The following is an 18,493-nucleotide window of genomic DNA, read 5'->3' on the forward strand; positions in this document are numbered from 1 at the left end:
AGGAAGAGATTATGCGCTACTTACCGCTGACTGATACCGATCGGCAGGCGATGCTTGCCACCATCGGTGCGGCGTCGATTGATGACCTGTTCGTCGACGTGCCCGAAGAGGCACGTCTGAAAGGACCGATTCCGGGCCTGCCGATGCATGCGAGCGAAATGGCTGTCGAACGGCATTTTTCGGCGATGGCGCGCAAGAATATGGCGGCGGCGCATCATCCCTTTTTCCTCGGGGCAGGGGCGTATAAGCACCATGTTCCGGCAAGCGTCGACCATCTGATCCAGCGCGGCGAATTTCTGACGGCTTACACGCCGTATCAGCCGGAAATCGCGCAGGGCACGCTACAGATGCTGTTCGAATTCCAGACACAGGTTGCGCGCCTTTTCGGCTGCGATGTTGCTAACGCCTCCATGTATGACGGCTCAACCGCCTGCTGGGAAGCGATCGGGATGGCTGGGCGCGTGACCAAGCGGAGCAAGGCGGTTATCTCCTCGGGCTTGCACCCGCATTATGTCAGCGTCGCAAAGACGATGGCACGCTTTACCGGCGATACGCTCGAACTTGCGGCGCTCGATATGGCGCAAAGCGATACCGGAAGGTTGCTGGCTTCGATCGATGGCGAAACCAGCTGTGTGGTGGTGCAATATCCCGATATTCTCGGCCGTATTGAAGACTTAAGCGCGATAGCTCAGAAGGCTCATGAACATGGCGCGCTGCTGATCGCGGTGGTGACAGAGCCTGTGGCGCTTGGCGCGATCAAGTCTCCCGGAGAAATGGGCGCTGATATTGTGGTTGGCGAAGGGCAGTCGCTCGGCGTCGGCCTGCAATTTGGTGGGCCCTATGTCGGCCTGTTTGCCTGCAAAGAGAAGTTCGTGCGGCAAATGCCGGGTCGACTGTGCGGTCAAACGGTCGATGCCGAGGGCAAGCGCGGCTTTGTGCTGACGCTTTCGACGCGCGAGCAGCATATTCGGCGCGAGAAAGCGACGAGTAATATCTGTACAAATTCAGGACTTTGTGCGCTGGCTTTCAGCATTCATATGAGCTTGCTGGGTGAACGCGGTCTGCGCGAACTCGCAGCGCTGAACCATGCGCGTGCTGTGCAGGCAGCCGACCGGCTGACGCAGATCGAGGGCGTCAGCCTCGTCAATGACAGCTTCTTCAACGAATTCACTTTGAAACTTCCCGTCAATGCCCGTGATGTGGTGCACAAGCTGGCGGCGAAGAAGGTGCTTGGCGGTGTATCGCTGGGTCGCCTCTATCCAGGCGAAACGACCCTCGAAAATGGCTTGCTCGTCGCGGTGACCGAAGTGGTTAGCGAGGAGGATGTCGAAACCTTTGCGGCGACTTTGCAGGAGGTGTTGTCATGAGCACGGTAAACGCAAGCGGCTGGCGGCCGGAAATGGGTGAAAGTGACGTCATGGCGGCAGAAACCTTCACCGGAAATCGCGCGCTGATGCTCGAAGAAGCGCTGATTTTCGAGATTGGCGACAGTCACACCACCGGCGTCGATTTTGATCCCGCGCCCAAGGTGCAATCGCGTCTCGGCGGGCTGGAGCGTAACCGCGAGATCGGTCTGCCCGGCCTTTCGGAACCCGAAACCGTCCGCCATTATACCCGCCTGTCGCGTCAAAATTACGCGATCGATCTCGGCCTGTTCCCGCTCGGCAGCTGCACAATGAAGCACAACCCGCGCCTCAACGAAAAGGTCGCGCGGATGAAGGGCTTTATTGACGTTCACCCGCTGCAACCGCAGGAAACGGTGCAGGGTGCGTTGCAGGTAATCAACGAACTTGCCTTCTGGCTTGTTGACCTGACCGGAATGCACGGCGTTGCCATGTCACCCAAGGCCGGCGCGCATGGTGAATTGTGCGGTATCCTTGCAATCAAGGCCGCGCTAGATGCGCGCGGTGAAGACCGCCCGGTTATCCTCGTTCCCGAGAGCGCGCATGGAACCAACCCGGCGACGGCTGCCTTTGCAGGTTTCAGCGTGGAAAATATCCCGGCGACGCCTGAAGGCCGCGTCGATGTGGCTGCGCTCAAGGCACGCCTTGGTCCCGATGTGGCAGGTGTGATGATCACCAATCCGAACACCTGCGGCCTGTTCGAACGCGATCTGAAGATCATTTCAGACGCGGTGCATGCAGCGGGCGGCTATGTCTATTGCGACGGTGCCAATTTCAACGCCATCGTCGGTCGTGTTCGCCCGGGCGATCTGGGCGTCGATGCGATGCATATCAACCTGCACAAGACCTTCTCCACCCCGCATGGCGGCGGTGGCCCGGGTTCTGGTCCCGTTGTGCTGTCCGAGGCACTTTCGCCTTATGGGCCGATCCCCTTTGTGGCCAAGATGCCCGATGGCAGCTTCAAGCTGGTCGAAGAGGAAGCCGCCGGGGAGATGCATCCCGAAACTTTCGGCCGCATGACTGCCTTTCACGGCCAGATGGGCATGTTCACTCGTGCGCTGGCGTACATCATGAGCCACGGCGCGGATGGCCTGCGCCAGGTGGCCGAGGATGCGGTGCTCAACGCCAACTATGTGTTGCGCAGCCTGGAAGGTACGCTCGAAGCGCCCTTTGGCGCGTCGGGCCCGTGCATGCATGAGGCTTTGTTCACCGACAATGGCCTCGCAGAGGGCTTCTCGACGCTCGATGTCGCGAAGGGGATGATCGACGAGGGCTATCACCCGATGACAGTCTATTTCCCGCTGGTGGTCCATGGCGCGATGCTTGTCGAGCCGACCGAGACTGAAAGCAAGGCTGCGCTCGACCAGTTCATCGGCGCGCTGCGTTCGGTTGCCAATCGGGCGAAGCAGGGCGATCCGGCGCTTAAAAGCGCCCCGCACTTTGCCCCCCGCCGTCGCCTCGACGAAACATTGGCGGCGCGCAAACCTGTGCTGGTGTGGAAGGAAGCCGAATTGCCTATCGCGGCTGAGTGATAGGTCTATTCGGCTTCAATATTACGTTGCAGTTCAACCTTTCGGCTGAACGGGCTTGTCGTAATTTTCTGGTGTAATATCGATGCGTTCGATACGGGGTTGCGGGCTTCGACGCGCGATGCGCGTCCCCGTCGTTTCGTCCATATAGCGTGCGGTATATGTGTAGCGCTCCACCATATAGAAGGCAGGGCTGGCGTCTTTGTCGGTCTTTTTGAGCGGCGCGTAGATGCGGCTTCTGATAGACTCTGATACCAGCTTCGCCCAATCCAGATTGCCTTCGGAGCGCAGTATTTCGACATCGCTGACAAGGCCATTGCTGTTCACCCAGAAGCCCACGTCGAGCCAGCGATCCTCGAAATTACCAGCAGTTAGTGCCAATACATTGCCGCCGACCGATTTGTCGGCATTCATCCGCGGATTGTCAGGCAATTTGATGGGCTCAGCCGATAAGAGGATTGGCCGGTCTGCCCCTCCACTTTCCGCAAAGCGGCGGATGATCGCTTCGGTGCTTTGGCCTTTGCCTTCCTTACGTTCGATGCGGGCAAGCGCCACTTCAGCGACCAACGCCATATCTTCGGCACCCACTATGGGTTTTTGCGCCATATCGCTCAGTCCATCGCGTGCTTTTTGCTTGATCGCGGCATATTGGCCCTCGTCACCGCGGCCATAGTTTAACAGCAGTCCGCGCAAACGGGCGAAGGCAGTCACACGGGGAAGATTCGCTTTCGCGGCTTTGACTTCGACGTCTTTGTAAATCCGGAGCGCTTCATCGGGATAGCCGAGTTTGGCACGGCTATCGCCGACTTCAATTTGTGCGACCAGAACACGGGCATCTTCAGCGGGCAGAGCCTCTTTCAGCGTGTCCCGCATATCGAGAACCGAAAGCTGAAACTGTTTTCCTTCGCCCAGATGCTCCGCAATCCGGCTTGATGCACGAAACAGGTCCGACACCTCGATAGGATATTGTCCGCCATGTTTGCGGTTGCGCGCCGCCGTCTTGTTCAACGTCGTCTTGGCGTCACGATAGTCGCCGGTGATAAACTGGTTCTCAGCATGGGCGAGGGCGGCTCGAATTTCCTCATCGGGCGGGCATCCTCGCGCGATGCAATCGGCGAGCGCCTTTTGAGTATCTTTGAGCGACTGGCCAATGACCACGATTTCGCGATTTGCCGGCTCCGTCGCCGCAATTGCTGAACCGGCGAGCATTATTGAACAAAAAGCAGCTAAAGTACGGGAGAGCATTGATTTCCTTTCGGCCGGAACTGGTCGCTTGGGATCGGTTGGATCACCGATGTTCACATATACCGAACAGCGCAAGTCACTGATCGACAAAGATAGGCGGCTGGTCTGCCAACGACAATGCAGATAAAAGCACTAGTCGGATCTGTGGCTCGGCAGCATTGTACACTCCGCCGACGCTTAAAATTTAATCGTTCGATTAAACTTCGCATTGACAGCCGCATTCGCCTCGCCAATTAAGGAGTGGAGCGGCTGTGTTCGACCAGCCGATCTTCTTGGGAGAGGAAGATAATGGCCGATACTTCGGAATTGATGAGTTTCGACGAATTCATTCGTCATTGGGCCGATGAACGCGGGGATCGCCTTGCCATGCGTGAAGAAGACCGTTTCTTCACCTACGCAGAACTCGAAGAACGCACAGCGCGGGTGGCGACAGCGCTTCTCGCCAAAGGCTTGAAAAAAGGCGACCGGATCGCCTGGATCGGCAAGAACAGCGATATCTATTTCACGCTGTTCTACGGCGCGGCGCGTGCGGGTATTGTCATGGTTCCGGTAGGCTGGCGCTTAGCTCCGCCCGAATGGGCCTACATTATCAACGACACTAAGGCGAAGATTCTGTTCCTCGGTAAGGGCTTTGAAGCGGCCCCGTCCTCGATGGAGGGCTTGCTGCCCCATGTTGAACAGGTGATCACCGACCCTGAAGCGCGGGCGATGGTTGACGCAACAACCCGCGCGCCATTTGAGGCTGCGGTCCCCGATGATGCAGTATTGCAGCTCTACACTTCGGGCACCACGGGCAATCCCAAGGGTGCGGTGCTTTCAAATCGGAATCTTTTCGCGCTGCGCAAACATTCGAGCCAGACAGATTTGGCCTATACCAAATGGGATGATGACGAGGTTGTCCTCGTTGCCATGCCCTGCGCGCATATTGGTGGAACGGGGCTCGGTGTCATGTCGGTAGCTGCCGGTCTGCCTGCTTATATCCTTGCTGAATTCACACCCGACGGCTTCTTTGATTCGGTTGAAACCGGCGGTGTAACCCGCCTGTTCATCGTACCGGCGGCACTCCATATCCTGCTGCAGCACCCGCGCTGCGCCACCGTTGATTTCACCCGACTCAAATATATCCTCTACGGCGCGGCGCCAATCCCGCTCGAACTTCTGCGCCAGTGCATCCAGATGTTCAAATGCGGCTTCATCCAGAATTACGGGATGACCGAGACGACGGGCACTATCTGCATGCTTCCGCCCGAGGATCACGACCCCAATGGCAATCCCCGCATGCGCAGCGCAGGCAAGCCGCTGCCCGGCGTGGAAATCAAGGTTGTCGATGCTGAGGGTAATGAAGCGTCGACTGGCGAAGTGGGTGAAATCTGGACCCGGTCTTCGAACAACATGATCGGCTATTGGAATCTGGAGGAAGCGACCGAAAAGACCATGACCCGCGATGGCTGGGTCAAGACCGGTGACGCCGGTTATATGGATGAGGATGGCTATCTCTACATCCACGACCGGGTGAAGGATTTGATCATTTCAGGCGGCGAGAATGTCTATCCCGCCGAGGTCGAAAGCGCGATCTATGGTCATCCCGACGTGTTGGAAGTGGCCGTAATTGGCGTGCCCGATCCCAAATGGGGAGAGGCAGTGAAGGCTGTCTGCGCGCCAAAGCCTGGTGCAACCATCGATCCCGAAAGCGTCATATCCTGGGCCCGCGAACGGATTGCGCCGTTCAAGGTGCCCAAATCGATCGACATCATCGACGCTTTGCCACGCAACCCATCAGGCAAGATTCTGCGCAAGGATCTGCGAGCGCCGTATTGGGAAGGCTATGAGCGGCAGGTGAATTGACGATGAGTGACACCCGGATAGACCAAAATGCCTTCCGTGCCGAGGTGCGCAGTTGGCTCGCCGAAAACCTTCCACCTGAATTGCGTCAGGCGCACAATCGAGCGACCAGCGTGTTTGTTGAAAAGGAATTCAATCTGGCCTGGCAGGCAATTCTGCTGCGCAAGGGCTGGGTCGCGCCGCACTGGCCGGTCGAGCGGGGTGGAACCGGCTGGAACGAGGCACAACGCTATATCTTCGCTTCCGAATACGCGCGGGCAGGGGCGCCCAGCCTTGCGCCGATGGGCTTGAAAATGGTTGCGCCGGTCATCATGAAATATGGCAGTGAGGCCCAGAAAGACTATTATCTGCCCAAGCTGCTCGCAGGCGAGCATTATTGGTGTCAGGGTTATAGCGAGCCACAGGCGGGGTCAGACCTTGCTGCCTTGCAGTTGCGCGCTGATAGTGATGGCGACAATTATGTGCTCAATGGTTCGAAAATCTGGACCACGCATGCGCATGTAGCCAACCACATGTTCTGTCTCGTGCGCACCAATCGTGATGGTAGACCCCAAGAAGGTATCACCTTCCTGCTGCTGGAAATGTCGACACCGGGGATCACGGTAAAGCCGATCATCTCGATCGCAGGCGATCATGATTTCAATCAGGTGTTCTTTGACAATGTCCGCGTGCCCAAGTCGAACCGGCTGGGCGATGAAGGCAAGGGCTGGACGGTGGCCAAGACATTGCTGGAATATGAGCGCGCGGCTGCCTATGCAGCTGGGCTAATCGAGGCGCTCGCCGAGGTGCGTGCAGCAGCTAAAGAAGCTGAAATGCTGGACGACCCCGCCATCCGTCGCCGTTTTGCCGAACTCGATTCGCAGGTGCGCACCATCCATGCGGTCGAGGATATGGTGCTGGCAGCAATCGGTGAGGGCCGCGATCCGGGGCCAGCATCATCAATGCTCAAGGTGCAGGGCACCGAGTGCCAGCAGAAGATTCAGGAACTGGCAGTCGATGTCGCGGGCATTTACGCTGCGCCCTATCAATATGAGGCGCGGCAAGCGGGCAGCAATGAAGGCTATGTTGGCCCCGAAAGCGCGCTGACCGCGACTGCACGCTACTTCAACGGTCGTGCAGCCTCGATCTATGGTGGATCAAATGAGATCCAGCGCAATATCATGGCCAAGCTGGTGCTAGGCCTTTAACGGCCGAGATTACCGCCCGACGCTATAATAATCGAACCCTGCCTTGGCGCCTTCTTCGGGGCGGTAGATGTTGCGCAGGTCGACAAGGACGTCGCCCGCCATCACAGCTTTGAGCTTGGCGAGGTCGAGCGCGCGATAGGCATCCCATTCAGTTACAATGGCAACTGCGTCGGCACCTTCGGCAGCGGTATAGGCGCTATCGGTCATCTTGACTTGAGGAAGTATCTTGGCGGCTTCTTCCATGCCTTCAGGGTCGTGCGCATAGACCTCGGCCCCGGCGTCGATCAGCGTCTGGACGATCGCGATTGACGGCGCATCGCGCATGTCGTCGGTGTTGGGCTTGAAGGTCAGACCAAACAGCGCAACCTTCTTACCGCGCGCATCGCCACCCAGCGCATTGACGATTTTGCGACCCATGGCCCGCTTGCGGAGATCATTGGCTTGCACCACAGCCTCGACGATACGCACCGGTGTGTCATTGTCCTGCGCGGTTTTGAGCAGTGCCAGCGTGTCCTTGGGAAAGCAGCTGCCGCCATAGCCGGGCCCTGCATGGAGGAACTTGCTGCCGATACGGTTGTCGAGCCCGATCCCGCGTGAGACATCCTGCACATTGGCACCAAGTTTCTCGCATAGGTCGGCCATTTCATTGATGAAGGTGATCTTGGTCGCGAGGAATGCATTGGCTGCATATTTGATCAGTTCCGACGATCGGCGGCTGGTGAACAGGATCGGCGATTCGTTGAGGAAGAGCGGGCGGTAGACAGCGCGCATCACCTCGCGTGCCCATTCGATATCGGTGCCGACGACTATGCGGTCAGGACGCTTGAAATCGCCAATGGCGGCGCCTTCACGAAGAAATTCGGGGTTGGAGACAACTTCAAACTCGAGGTCGGGTCTTACGTCACGGATTATCCGCTCGACTTCGTCCCCTGTGCCTACGGGTACGGTCGACTTGGTGACAACCACGGTTTTGGGTCCGATAGCTTCGCCAATCTCTTTCGCTGCCGCGTAGACATAGCTCAAATCCGCATGGCCATCACCGCGACGCGAAGGGGTGCCCACCGCGATAAATACCGCGTCACAATCCTTGACCGAAGCCTCCAGATCAATCGAGAAGCTAAGCCTTCCCGCATCGACATTGGTTTTGACCAATGCAGCAAGGCCAGGCTCGTAAATCGGCATGATATTGGCATTCAGCCGGTCGATCTTGCTCTGGTCTTTGTCGACACAGACCACATCATGCCCGAAATCAGCAAAACAGGCACCCGACACCAAGCCAACATAGCCCGAACCGATCATCGCGATTTTCATTATATACTTCCTGCGTAACTTGGGATCGGCAGTGCTTTAGTCTGTGCTTGGTCAGGCAGCAAGGTCGCCAAGATCAGCTAACCAACCGTAGTGGGGCAATATTGTCTTCGATAGCAGGCTGGTCTGGCCAAATGCCGCGGGTATCATAAACGAGCTTGGTGCTTCGTTCGGCAAGTGGAATTGCCTTGAATGCATCATGATCCACCAGCGGAATCAATATTTGGCAATCGAGCAGCGCGCTGTCGATGTCGGTCAGCTTGGCACCGCTGCCGTCAAATTCCCGAGGTAGCGCAGCGGCATAGGGCTCCACCACGCGTACGCGGCTGCCATACTTATGCCCAAGCGCAGCTGCTACCTTCTTTGCAGGGCTTTCCCGAAAATCATCAATATTTGCCTTGAACGCCAGGCCCAGTACGCCCACGACCTTGTCCGGATTCGCTTCGATCAATGCGGTTGCTTGCGCAATGACATGATCCACCTTGCCATCATTCACCTCGCGCGCTGTCCGGATGAGCGGCGTATGCTCCGGTGCGCCATGGACGATGAACCAAGGGTCAACCGCGATACAATGTCCGCCAACGCCAGGGCCAGGTTGCAAAATGTTGACGCGCGGGTGACGGTTGGCAAGGCGGATCACCTCCCAAACGTCGAGACCCATCTGGTCGGCGACGATGGAAAGCTCGTTGGCAAAGGCGATATTCACATCGCGAAAGGCGTTCTCGACCAGCTTGGTCATTTCCGCCGAACGGGCATCGGTGGTAACACATTCTCCGCGAACGAAACGCTTGTAGAAGGACAATGCCTTGCGCGCACAGCGCGGCGTAATGCCGCCGATCGAACGGTCGTTCGAAATCAACTCTTCGAGGATTTTCCCGGGCAGCACGCGTTCGGGACAATAAGCGATCGCGATTTCCGGCGTTTCGACCGTAACGCCGGGCACTTTCAGGTCAGGCCGCAGCTGCGCAATCAGGTCTTTCACACGTTCGGTAGTGCCAACTGGCGAAGTCGATTCCACAATCACCGTATCACCAGCCTTGAGAACCGCTGCAATACTGGTGGCAGCTGACAGGACATAGCTGATGTCAGGTGAATGGTTTTCGCCAAAAGGGGTCGGAACCGCAATCACAAAGACGTCAGCCGGTTCGACCTTGGTTGACGCGCGCAGCAATTTGCGCTGCACCACACCTTGCACGAGCCCGTCAAGATCGACTTCCTCGATATGGATTTCGCCGCGGTTGATCGTGTCAACCACATGCTGGTGCACGTCGACACCCAGCACGCGGCAGCCCGAACGGGCAATCACGGCTGCAGTAGGGAGGCCGATATAGCCAAGCCCCATCACACACACATCGGGTTTTTTATCGACAAGCATCCGCTACCAGTCCTGCTATGCGAATGGCCGCCTTGCCGTCCCCAAAAGGATTGTGCGCGCGCGCCATGGTTGAATAGGCTGCTTCATCGTCGAGAAGCGTGAATATTTCTGATATGATGCGGTCCTTGTCGGTGCCTACCAGCTTGGCAGTGCCCGCCGTGACGCCTTCTGGGCGTTCGGTCCTATCGCGCATAACCAGCACGGGTTTTCCCAGTGCGGGTGCCTCTTCCTGAACGCCACCGCTGTCGGTCAGCATGATATGACTGATAGCCAGCAGACGGGCGAAATGCGGGTAGTCGAGCGGTTCGATCATCGCGATATTGCTATTGGCACCCAGACGCGCGTCCATGACTTTGCGGACATTGGGGTTCAAATGTACCGGAAAGATGATCGCTACATCTTCACGCACGGCAATCTGCTCCAGCGCGGACGCGATATTCTCCATACCTTCGCCGAAATTTTCGCGGCGATGGGTGGTGACGCCAATAATCCGTTTTCCCGCAAATCGAGCTTCATATTCGGAAAGGCCGGATGCCAATTCTGGATGCGTTTCGATCTTGGCTGTCACCCAATGCAGCGCATCGATGACGGTATTGCCGGTCACGTAAATGCCAATCCCAGGCACCGCTTCGGCGCGCAGGGCGGCTGCCGAAACATCGGTTGGTGCAAAATGCTGATCAGCAATTGTCCCGATAATCTTGCGGTTCACCTCTTCGGGCCACGGCTGGTAGATATTGTAACTGCGCAGGCCTGCCTCGACATGGCTGACCGGAATTTTTCGGTAATAGGCGGCCAAAGCGCCCACCATTGCGGTTGCCGTATCGCCCTGCACTATGACGCGCGCAGGCTTCTCAGCATCCATGACTGCGCCGATACCGGTCAGCAATTTAGCAGTCAGGCTATCGAGTGTTTGGTCGGGTGCCATGACATTCAAATCATGGTCGGGGGCGATTTCGCCTATTTCCAAAACTTGGTCCAGCATTTGCCGGTGTTGACCGGTGACGAGCACGCGGACTTTTACGTCCTGACGCGCGCGTAAGGCGTGTACTACCGGGAACAGCTTGATCGCTTCCGGTCGTGTGCCAAAAATAATCAGGACAACGGGTTTGTCATTCATGTCTGCGCTTTAGCCGGTCAGGCATTAAATTCATACTAAAGCGCATGTTAAGGGTTGTGAAATTTGCTAACGGCCAAATGCTGACCAAAATCGGGCTGGAACACTTCAGTTGCATCGTCTAGCAGGCGGTCAATCAATTTTGGAAACCGGATTCATGATAAAGCTTACTTCGTCCCTCATTGCATTGGTTTTCTTGTCTGCCTGCGCAGGACCGAGTGCTTTGGGTGGTTCTGAAAATATCACAGTGATGGAATCCAGTGAACTGCCGGCTCCTGACCGCAGCGACCTGTTGTCCGAATCGCGTCCTTATCTGATTGGCGCTTTCGACAAACTGATAATCGACGTTTTTGGCATTGAAGAGCTGAGCGAAAAAGAAGTGCAAACAGATGCCAGCGGCCGCATCTCCTTCCCGCTTGCCGGGGTAATCGAAGCTGCTGGTAAAACCCCCGGCGAAATTGAAGAGGAAATCGAAAGTCGTTTGCGCTCACGCTATGTGCGTGATCCGCAGGTCACAGTGAACCTCAAGGAAACAGTCAGTCAGGTCATTACCGTCGATGGTCAGGTAAAGAAGCCTGGCCTCTATCCGGTGGTTGGCAAAATGACATTGATGCGCGCCGTGGCAACTGCCGAGGGGACTGCCGAGTTCGCGAAACTGGATGACGTTGTGATTTTCCGTACCGTTAAGGGGCAGCAGCTTGCGGCGCTCTATAATTTGAAGGCGATCCGTCGAGGCAATTATCAAGATCCTGAAGTGTTTGCGAATGATGTTGTTGTTGTCGGTGACTCGCAGGCACGCCGTTTGTTCAAGGATGCGCTGCAAATCGTTCCATTGCTGACGACGCCACTGATCATCGCCCTGCAGAACAACAATTAAACCTGCGAATGGCGGGCACAGCTTTAGCGCCCCCCAATTTTCCTTGGTTGCCTGAACCGGCAATTGCAGCAAAAGCGCATCCATGACGCGCAAATTGACTCATTTGGAACGGCTTGAAGCTGAGGCAATCCACATCATGCGGGAGGTGGTTGCCGAAGCTGAGAAGCCGGTTATGCTCTATTCTGTTGGCAAGGACAGTGCCGTGATGCTGCATCTCGCCCGGAAAGCATTCTATCCTTCACCGCCGCCTTTTCCGTTGCTGCATGTCGACACCACCTGGAAGTTTCAGGAGATGTACAAGCTTCGCGACCGGATGGCGCAGGAGAGTGGCATGGAGCTGCTGGTTTATCAGAACCCCGAGGCGAAAGCGCGAGGGATCAACCCGTTCGACCACGGCCCGCTCCACACAGATATGTGGAAGACAGAGGGACTAAAGCAGGCTCTCGACAAATATGGCTTTGATGCCGCATTTGGCGGTGCACGTCGGGACGAAGAAAAAAGCCGTGCCAAGGAACGCATATTCTCTTTCCGTACAGCGAGCCATGGCTGGGACCCGAAGAATCAGCGGCCTGAATTGTGGAACCTCTACAACGCCCGCAAATCGAAGGGTGAGAGTATCAGGGTTTTTCCGATCTCGAATTGGACCGAACTGGATATCTGGCAATATATCCATCTGAACGACATCCCGATCGTACCGCTTTATTTCAGCGCCAAACGTCCGACTGTGGAGCGTGACGGATTGTTACTGATGGTCGACGATGACCGTTTCCCGTTGCGCGAAGGCGAAGTGCCGGTTGAACGCTCAATCCGGTTTCGGACGTTGGGCTGCTATCCACTGACCGGGGCTGTCGAGAGTGAGGCGACGACACTTTCGGAAGTGATACAGGAAATGCTCCTGACCACTACCAGTGAGCGCCAAGGCCGCATCATCGACAAGGATGGTGGCGATGCGTCAATGGAAAAGAAGAAGCAGGAGGGGTATTTCTGATGTCCGCTCCGAACACAACTATCGACGCGATCTATAAGACCGATGCTTTGATTGCAGAGGATATCGACGCTTATCTGGAAACGCACCAGCATAAGAGTTTGTTGCGATTCATTACCTGCGGATCGGTTGATGACGGCAAATCAACGCTGATCGGGCGGTTGCTTTATGACAGCAAGATGATTTTCGAGGATCAACTTGAAGCGCTGCAGTCGGACAGCAAGCGTGTCGGCACACAGGGGCAGGATATCGACTTCGCATTGTTGGTAGATGGCCTTGCAGCTGAGCGAGAGCAGGGCATCACAATTGATGTTGCCTATCGCTTCTTTGCTACTGAAAAACGCAAGTTCATTGTCGCCGATTGCCCAGGGCATGAGCAATATACCCGCAATATGGTGACCGGGGCTTCAACCGCCGACTTGGCCGTCATTTTGATCGATGCGCGCAAAGGCGTGTTGGTTCAAACGCGGCGGCACAGCTATCTTGCGAAGTTAATTGGCATCAAGAATATCGTCCTGGCAGTTAATAAGATGGACCTGATCGGCTACAGCCAGGCCACCTATGAAGCCATCGTTGCGGACTATATGTCCTTTGCAGCCTCAATCGGCATTGACCATTTCACGGCAATTCCGATTTCAGGTTTCAAGGGCGACAATATCACGGCGAATTCGCCAAACACGCCCTGGTATCACGGCGCACCTTTGATCGAGCATCTGGAAACAGTCGAAATCGATCTTGTGAGCGATCAAGCCAAGCCGCTGCGTATGCCGGTGCAATGGGTCAATCGACCAAATCTGGATTTTCGAGGATTTTCGGGCCTGATCGCAACCGGTTCAGTTAAACCGGGGGATGCGATCCGTGTGTTACCGTCCGGAAAGACCTCGACGGTATCAAAGATTGTAACTCTTGACAAAGAACTCGACGAAGCGGTTGCTGGTCAATCGGTCACTATCTGCTTTGCAGACGAGATCGACTGCTCGCGTGGCGATGTGATTGCTGCCGCTGACGCCCCGCCTGAAGTATCGAACCAGTTTGAAAGCACAATTGTCTGGCTCGATGATGATCCGTTGCATGTCGGACGGGCCTATTGGCTGAAGCTGGGGACGCAATTGGTTTCGGCTACCGTTCAAGAGCCGAAATATACCGTCAACGTCAATACCATGGAGCATTTGGCGGCCAAGACGCTGGAATTGAACGCCATTGGTGTGGTGGAACTGGCGACCGATAAACCTATCGTGTTTGAAGCCTATGCTGACAATCGTGCGCTGGGTGGCTTCATTCTGATCGACAAGATCACCAATCGAACCGTCGGCGCCGGTATGTTGCACTTCTCCTTGCGCCGCGCACAAAATGTGCACTGGCAACCAACCGACATCACCCGGGAAGCGCATGCAGGTTTGAAGAACCAGAAACCCTGTGTCTTATGGTTCACAGGTCTGTCTGGTTCCGGCAAGTCGACTATCGCCAACGAAGTTGAAAAGCAGCTCAACCTGATGAACCGGCACACATTCCTGCTCGACGGCGATAATGTGCGGCACGGCTTGAACAAGGATCTGGGCTTTACCGAAGCCGACCGTATCGAAAACATCCGCCGCGTGGGCGAGGTCGCCAAGCTGATGGCTGATGCAGGCCTGATCGTCCTGACAGCCTTTATCTCGCCATTCCGCGCAGAACGTGAGATGGTAAGGAAGATGCTGCCCGAAGGCGAGTTTATCGAGATATTTGTCGATACGCCCTTGGAGGTGGCCGAGGCACGCGACGTGAAGGGTCTCTATAAAAAGGCGCGAAGCGGCGCTCTAAAGAACTTCACCGGCATTGATAGCCCGTACGAGGCACCTGAAAATCCGGAAATTCGAGTCAACACAGTTGAAATGACCGTGCAAGAAGCGGCAGAACATATCATCAAACAGATATTGCCTTTGAAATGAGTGACGCGATGAATGCATCCCGTACCGATGCCGAACTGGCAGCGCATCTGGCAGATGTTGCAGGCAAACTGCTGCTGCAGGTCCGCGCATCCGGGGCACTGTCGGCGAAGGCATTGGGCAATGCCGGAGATGCAACGGCCAACCAGTTTCTGTGCCATGCGATCCGCGAGCAGCGGCCCGATGACGGGCTGTTGTCTGAAGAAGAGCGGGACAATGCAGCGCGCCTTTCGAAGTCACGCGTCTGGATCATCGATCCGGTCGATGGCACGCGCGAATATGGGGAGCAGCGCAGCGATTGGGCCGTGCATGTCGGTTTGAGCATCGACGGTGTCCCTACCACGGGAGCTGTTGCATTGCCGGATCTCGATCTGGTCTTGCGCACCGATTCACTTATCGAAATTACTACAGCTCCCCCAAGGCTGCGCATGGTCGTGAGCCGCACCCGCCCTGCTAAAGAGGCTGTTTTTGTTGCCGAGGAATTAGGTGCCGAACTAATCCCGATGGGTTCGGCCGGTGCGAAGGCCATGGCTATTGTTCGAGGCGAGGCTGACATTTATTTGCACACCGGCGGACAATATGAATGGGACAGTTGCGCGCCAGCGGCTGTGGCTGCGGCCCACGGTTTGCATGTTTCGCGCGTTGATGGCAGCCCGCTTTTGTACAACCAGCAGGATGTATACATGCCTGATTTGCTCATTTGCCGCAAAGACCATGCACAAACCGTTCTGGATATCCTGCGCCAAGGTTGAAATTGTGTGCACATTTGGGCTTGGACATCGACTTTGCTATAGGCAGATGACGCTTCAACGATGACTGGCGTGATGCGCCAAGACATGGTCTAGCAAAAGTCGCAATTGGGAGTGAACGATGCCAGGTGTGTGGTTTGACGAAATGTATGTGGGACAGGAGTTCGATCATCCGATCCGCAGGACGGTGACCGAAACCGACAATGTCCTTTTTACGGCGATGACCCATAATCCAGCGCTGCTTCATTTGGACGAAGAATATATGAAAGGCACCGAATTTGGTGCGCGTATCGTCAACAGCGCTTTTACGCTGGGGTTGATGGTCGGTATTTCGGTTGGCGATACGACGCTGGGTACAGCTGTCGCTAATCTGGGATGGGACGAAGTCCGCTTTCCGAAACCGCTCTTTCACGGAGACACTGTCAATGTAAGGAGCGAAGTGATTGAGCTGCGCGAATCCAAGTCACGGCCCGATGCTGGCATCGTGACCTTCCTGCATCAGGCATTCAACCAGCATGGCGATCTGGTCGCATCGTGCAAACGTTCGGGGCTGCAGCGGAAGAAACCTGTATCATGACGGCACTTCCACTGCGTTCAATGTTGTTCATCCCGGGGGACAGCGAAAAGAAAATCGCCAAAGTTGCTGATTGCGGTGCCGATGCGGTGATATTCGATCTTGAAGATTCCGTAGCGATAGAAAACAAGGCTTTGGCGCGCGAACTAATCGCTGCTTATCTAAAGCAAACACCGCGCGGTGCTCGGCCCCTACAATATTGGGTGCGGGTCAATCCGTTCGACACGGGGCTAACGCTGGATGATCTTGCGGCCATCACTGGCGGAGCGCCCGATGGCATCGTGCAGCCCAAGACCAATGACCCTGAAGATGTCCGGCAACTCTCGCACTATCTCGACGCGTTCGAAGTTGCGCATGGAATAGAGCCCGGTTCGATCAAGATACTGCCCGTTGCCACTGAAACGGCAGCGGCGCCATTTTCGCTCGGCGAGTTTGCATATGCGGGGCTGGAGCGGCTGGTAGGGCTGACATGGGGGGCTGAAGACCTTGCTGCGGCTGTAGGTGCCAGCACCAACAAGGATGCCAATGGCGAATGGACATTCACCTATAAAATGGCGCGCTCGCTCTGCTTGCTCGCAGCGCATGCCGCCGGGGTCGAGGCCATCGACACCCTCTATGTTGATTTCCGAGATGATGATGGGCTGCGCGCCTCGTCACGTGAGGCAAGGGCAGAGGGCTTTACTGGTCGCCTGTGCATTCACCCTGCTCAAGTGGCCGGGGTGAATGAGAGCTTTATGCCATCTGCAGACGAAATCGGCCATGCACAACGCGTGATCGATGCGTTCGCAGCCAATCCTGGCGCAGGTACAGTGGGTTTGGACGGCAAGATGGTTGATATTCCGCACAAAAAGCAGGCGGAACGAATTTTGGCGCAGGCCACAGCCTTTGGCGCAATTTGAAATAGAGGCGGGGCAGGGTCGTGGAAAAATTTGATGTCGTGATTGTGGGTGCGGGACATGGCGGTGCTTCCGCTGCCATTGCGCTGCGCCAGTCTGGCTTTGCAGGCAGCATTGCCCTTGTCGGACGCGAAGCTGAAATCCCTTATGAGCGGCCGCCTCTGTCCAAGGAGTATATGGCGGGAGAAAAGGAGTTCGAACGCATCTGCATTCGTCCGCGGGCGTTCTGGGAGGAAAAACAGGTTGCGCTGAAGCTTGGGATCGCGGTGATTTCTATCGATTCGGCTGCGCAACAACTGACCTTGGATAATGGTAAAAAACTAATCTACGGCGATCTTATTTGGGCGACCGGCGGAGACCCAAGGACACTTAGTTGTCCCGGTGCCGAACTTGCCGGAGTGCATAGCGTGCGCAATCGGGCCGATGCCGATGCGATAATGGGGCAGCTTCCAGACGTCGAGCAGGTGGTGGTCATTGGCGGCGGCTATATCGGGCTGGAGGCTGCGGCAGTTCTGACCAAGTTGGGCAAGAAGGTGGTCTTGCTTGAAGCATTGCCGCGCGTACTTGCCCGCGTCGCAGGTGAAGATCTGTCTTCCTTTTACGAGGCAGAACACCGGGCACATGGGGTAGATCTGCGCACAAACGTTGGCGTCTCCGCGATCGATGGCCTGGAAGGCAAAGTCACGGCTGTTCGGTTAGAGGACGGCAGCTCGATTCCCGCGCAAATGGTGATTGTCGGCATAGGTATCGTTCCTGCCGTCGAACCGCTGATCGCCGCTGGTGCTGAAGGGGGGAACGGCGTCAATGTCGACGCGCATTGCCGAACCAGCCTGCCGCATGTCTATGCGATTGGGGATTGCGCGGCACACGCAAACGGCTTTGCCGAAGGCGCAACGATTCGCCTCGAATCCGTCCAGAATGCCAATGATCAGGCCAGCATCGCGGCCAAAGCGATTTGCGGTGATCTACATGCATATGCGGCAACGCCCTGGTTCTGGTCTAACCAATATGATCTGAAACTACAGACGGTAGGCCTGTCGACCGGCCATGACCAAAGCGTGTTGCGAGGTGATCCTGCCACGCGCAGTTTTTCAATAGTGTATTTGAAGGCTGGTAAAGTTGTCGCTCTCGACTGCGTAAACATGGTCAAAGACTATGTGCAAGGGCGCAAACTGGTTGAGGCTGGCGCAAAGATCGATCCGGCGTTGCTCTCCGATGCAGCTACTCCTCTCAAGGAGTTGCTTCCGGCTTGATTGTCCACATCGGGAAGTGGTGAGCCCTGCTGGATTCGAACCAGCGACCTACTGATTAAAGGGTGTCAGTAAGTCCATCAACTTCCGTAGTTGTCTTTGTTTCTCTATCGAGAAGGGTAGGCTGCTATCATGATCGCTGTTTGATCGTGACAGAGCGCATTTGATGAATAAGAAGAGGGAAACCGCGTTTGGCGGTAATTCGGAAGCGTTAATGCTATCGAACTGGACCGA

15 protein-coding genes are annotated in these 18,493 nt (G+C 56.2%); 11 read left to right on the forward strand and 4 right to left on the reverse strand.

Translation table 11 applies throughout. The annotated features are described in order from the left end of the window. Window positions 1-11: 11 nt before the first annotated feature. Window positions 12-1,367: an aminomethyl-transferring glycine dehydrogenase subunit GcvPA gene (gene gcvPA, locus DXH95_RS03715; RefSeq protein ID WP_115548091.1), complete on the forward strand. Its 1,356-nt coding sequence runs from the start codon at window positions 12-14 to the stop codon at window positions 1,365-1,367. Continuing rightward, entirely contained in the window at window positions 1,364-2,935 is a 1,572-nt protein-coding gene (gene gcvPB / locus DXH95_RS03720) for an aminomethyl-transferring glycine dehydrogenase subunit GcvPB (RefSeq protein WP_115548092.1), read from the forward strand. The genes gcvPA and gcvPB overlap by 4 nt, the downstream gene beginning before the upstream one ends. Before the next feature lie 33 nt (window positions 2,936-2,968). On the opposite strand, the gene DXH95_RS03725 is transcribed toward gcvPB, so the two are convergent. Further along, window positions 2,969-4,141 (reverse strand): hypothetical protein, encoded by a 1,173-nt coding sequence (locus DXH95_RS03725; protein ID WP_115548093.1) that lies wholly within the window; start codon window positions 4,139-4,141, stop codon window positions 2,969-2,971. 324 nt (window positions 4,142-4,465) lie between these two features. On the opposite strand from DXH95_RS03725, the gene DXH95_RS03730 reads away from it, so the two are divergent. Beyond that, window positions 4,466-6,022 (forward strand): fatty acid--CoA ligase, encoded by a 1,557-nt coding sequence (locus DXH95_RS03730; RefSeq protein WP_181883560.1) that lies wholly within the window; start codon window positions 4,466-4,468, stop codon window positions 6,020-6,022. Window positions 6,023-6,024: 2 nt separating this feature from the next. Continuing rightward, entirely contained in the window at window positions 6,025-7,206 is a 1,182-nt protein-coding gene (locus tag DXH95_RS03735) for an acyl-CoA dehydrogenase family protein (RefSeq protein ID WP_115548094.1), read from the forward strand. Window positions 7,207-7,215: 9 nt separating this feature from the next. On the opposite strand, the gene DXH95_RS03740 is transcribed toward DXH95_RS03735, so the two are convergent. The 3 genes from DXH95_RS03740 to wecB form a co-directional block, all read right to left on the reverse strand. Continuing rightward, entirely contained in the window at window positions 7,216-8,517 is a 1,302-nt protein-coding gene (locus tag DXH95_RS03740) for a UDP-glucose dehydrogenase family protein (protein WP_115548095.1), read from the reverse strand. 73 nt (window positions 8,518-8,590) lie between these two features. After that, a complete protein-coding gene (gene wecC, locus DXH95_RS03745) occupies window positions 8,591-9,889 on the reverse strand; it encodes a UDP-N-acetyl-D-mannosamine dehydrogenase (RefSeq protein ID WP_115548096.1) in 1,299 nt (432 codons plus the stop codon). Beyond that, window positions 9,876-11,006, reverse strand: coding sequence for a non-hydrolyzing UDP-N-acetylglucosamine 2-epimerase (gene wecB, locus DXH95_RS03750; RefSeq protein WP_115548097.1), 1,131 nt, complete (start codon window positions 11,004-11,006; stop codon window positions 9,876-9,878). Before wecB ends, wecC begins: the two co-directional genes overlap by 14 nt. 154 nt (window positions 11,007-11,160) lie before the next feature. On the opposite strand from wecB, the gene DXH95_RS03755 reads away from it, so the two are divergent. The 7 genes from DXH95_RS03755 (at window position 11,161) to DXH95_RS03785 (ending at window position 18,262) form a co-directional block, all read left to right on the forward strand. Then, on the forward strand, window positions 11,161-11,880 hold the full coding sequence (locus DXH95_RS03755) for a polysaccharide biosynthesis/export family protein (protein WP_115548098.1): 720 nt from the start codon (window positions 11,161-11,163) through the stop codon (window positions 11,878-11,880). Window positions 11,881-11,962: 82 nt separating this feature from the next. Then, complete coding sequence (gene cysD / locus DXH95_RS03760; protein WP_115548099.1) at window positions 11,963-12,868, forward strand: sulfate adenylyltransferase subunit CysD; 906 nt, start codon at window positions 11,963-11,965, stop codon at window positions 12,866-12,868. After that, on the forward strand, window positions 12,868-14,793 hold the full coding sequence (gene cysN / locus DXH95_RS03765; RefSeq protein ID WP_115548100.1) for a sulfate adenylyltransferase subunit CysN: 1,926 nt from the start codon (window positions 12,868-12,870) through the stop codon (window positions 14,791-14,793). The genes cysD and cysN overlap by 1 nt, the downstream gene beginning before the upstream one ends. Beyond that, complete coding sequence (locus DXH95_RS03770) at window positions 14,790-15,542, forward strand: 3'(2'),5'-bisphosphate nucleotidase CysQ (RefSeq protein WP_239016529.1); 753 nt, start codon at window positions 14,790-14,792, stop codon at window positions 15,540-15,542. The genes cysN and DXH95_RS03770 overlap by 4 nt, the downstream gene beginning before the upstream one ends. 118 nt (window positions 15,543-15,660) lie before the next feature. Further along, window positions 15,661-16,116 (forward strand): MaoC family dehydratase, encoded by a 456-nt coding sequence (locus DXH95_RS03775; RefSeq protein WP_115548101.1) that lies wholly within the window; start codon window positions 15,661-15,663, stop codon window positions 16,114-16,116. Beyond that, window positions 16,113-17,012, forward strand: coding sequence for an HpcH/HpaI aldolase/citrate lyase family protein (locus DXH95_RS03780; protein WP_115548102.1), 900 nt, complete (start codon window positions 16,113-16,115; stop codon window positions 17,010-17,012). Before DXH95_RS03775 ends, DXH95_RS03780 begins: the two co-directional genes overlap by 4 nt. Before the next feature lie 20 nt (window positions 17,013-17,032). Continuing rightward, on the forward strand, window positions 17,033-18,262 hold the full coding sequence (locus DXH95_RS03785; RefSeq protein ID WP_115548103.1) for an NAD(P)/FAD-dependent oxidoreductase: 1,230 nt from the start codon (window positions 17,033-17,035) through the stop codon (window positions 18,260-18,262). The last annotated feature ends 231 nt before the right edge of the window (window positions 18,263-18,493 follow it).

The sequence above is a fragment of the Sphingorhabdus pulchriflava genome (genome assembly GCF_003367235.1).
GTDB classification, from domain to species: Bacteria; Pseudomonadota; Alphaproteobacteria; order Sphingomonadales; family Sphingomonadaceae; genus Sphingorhabdus_B; species Sphingorhabdus_B pulchriflava.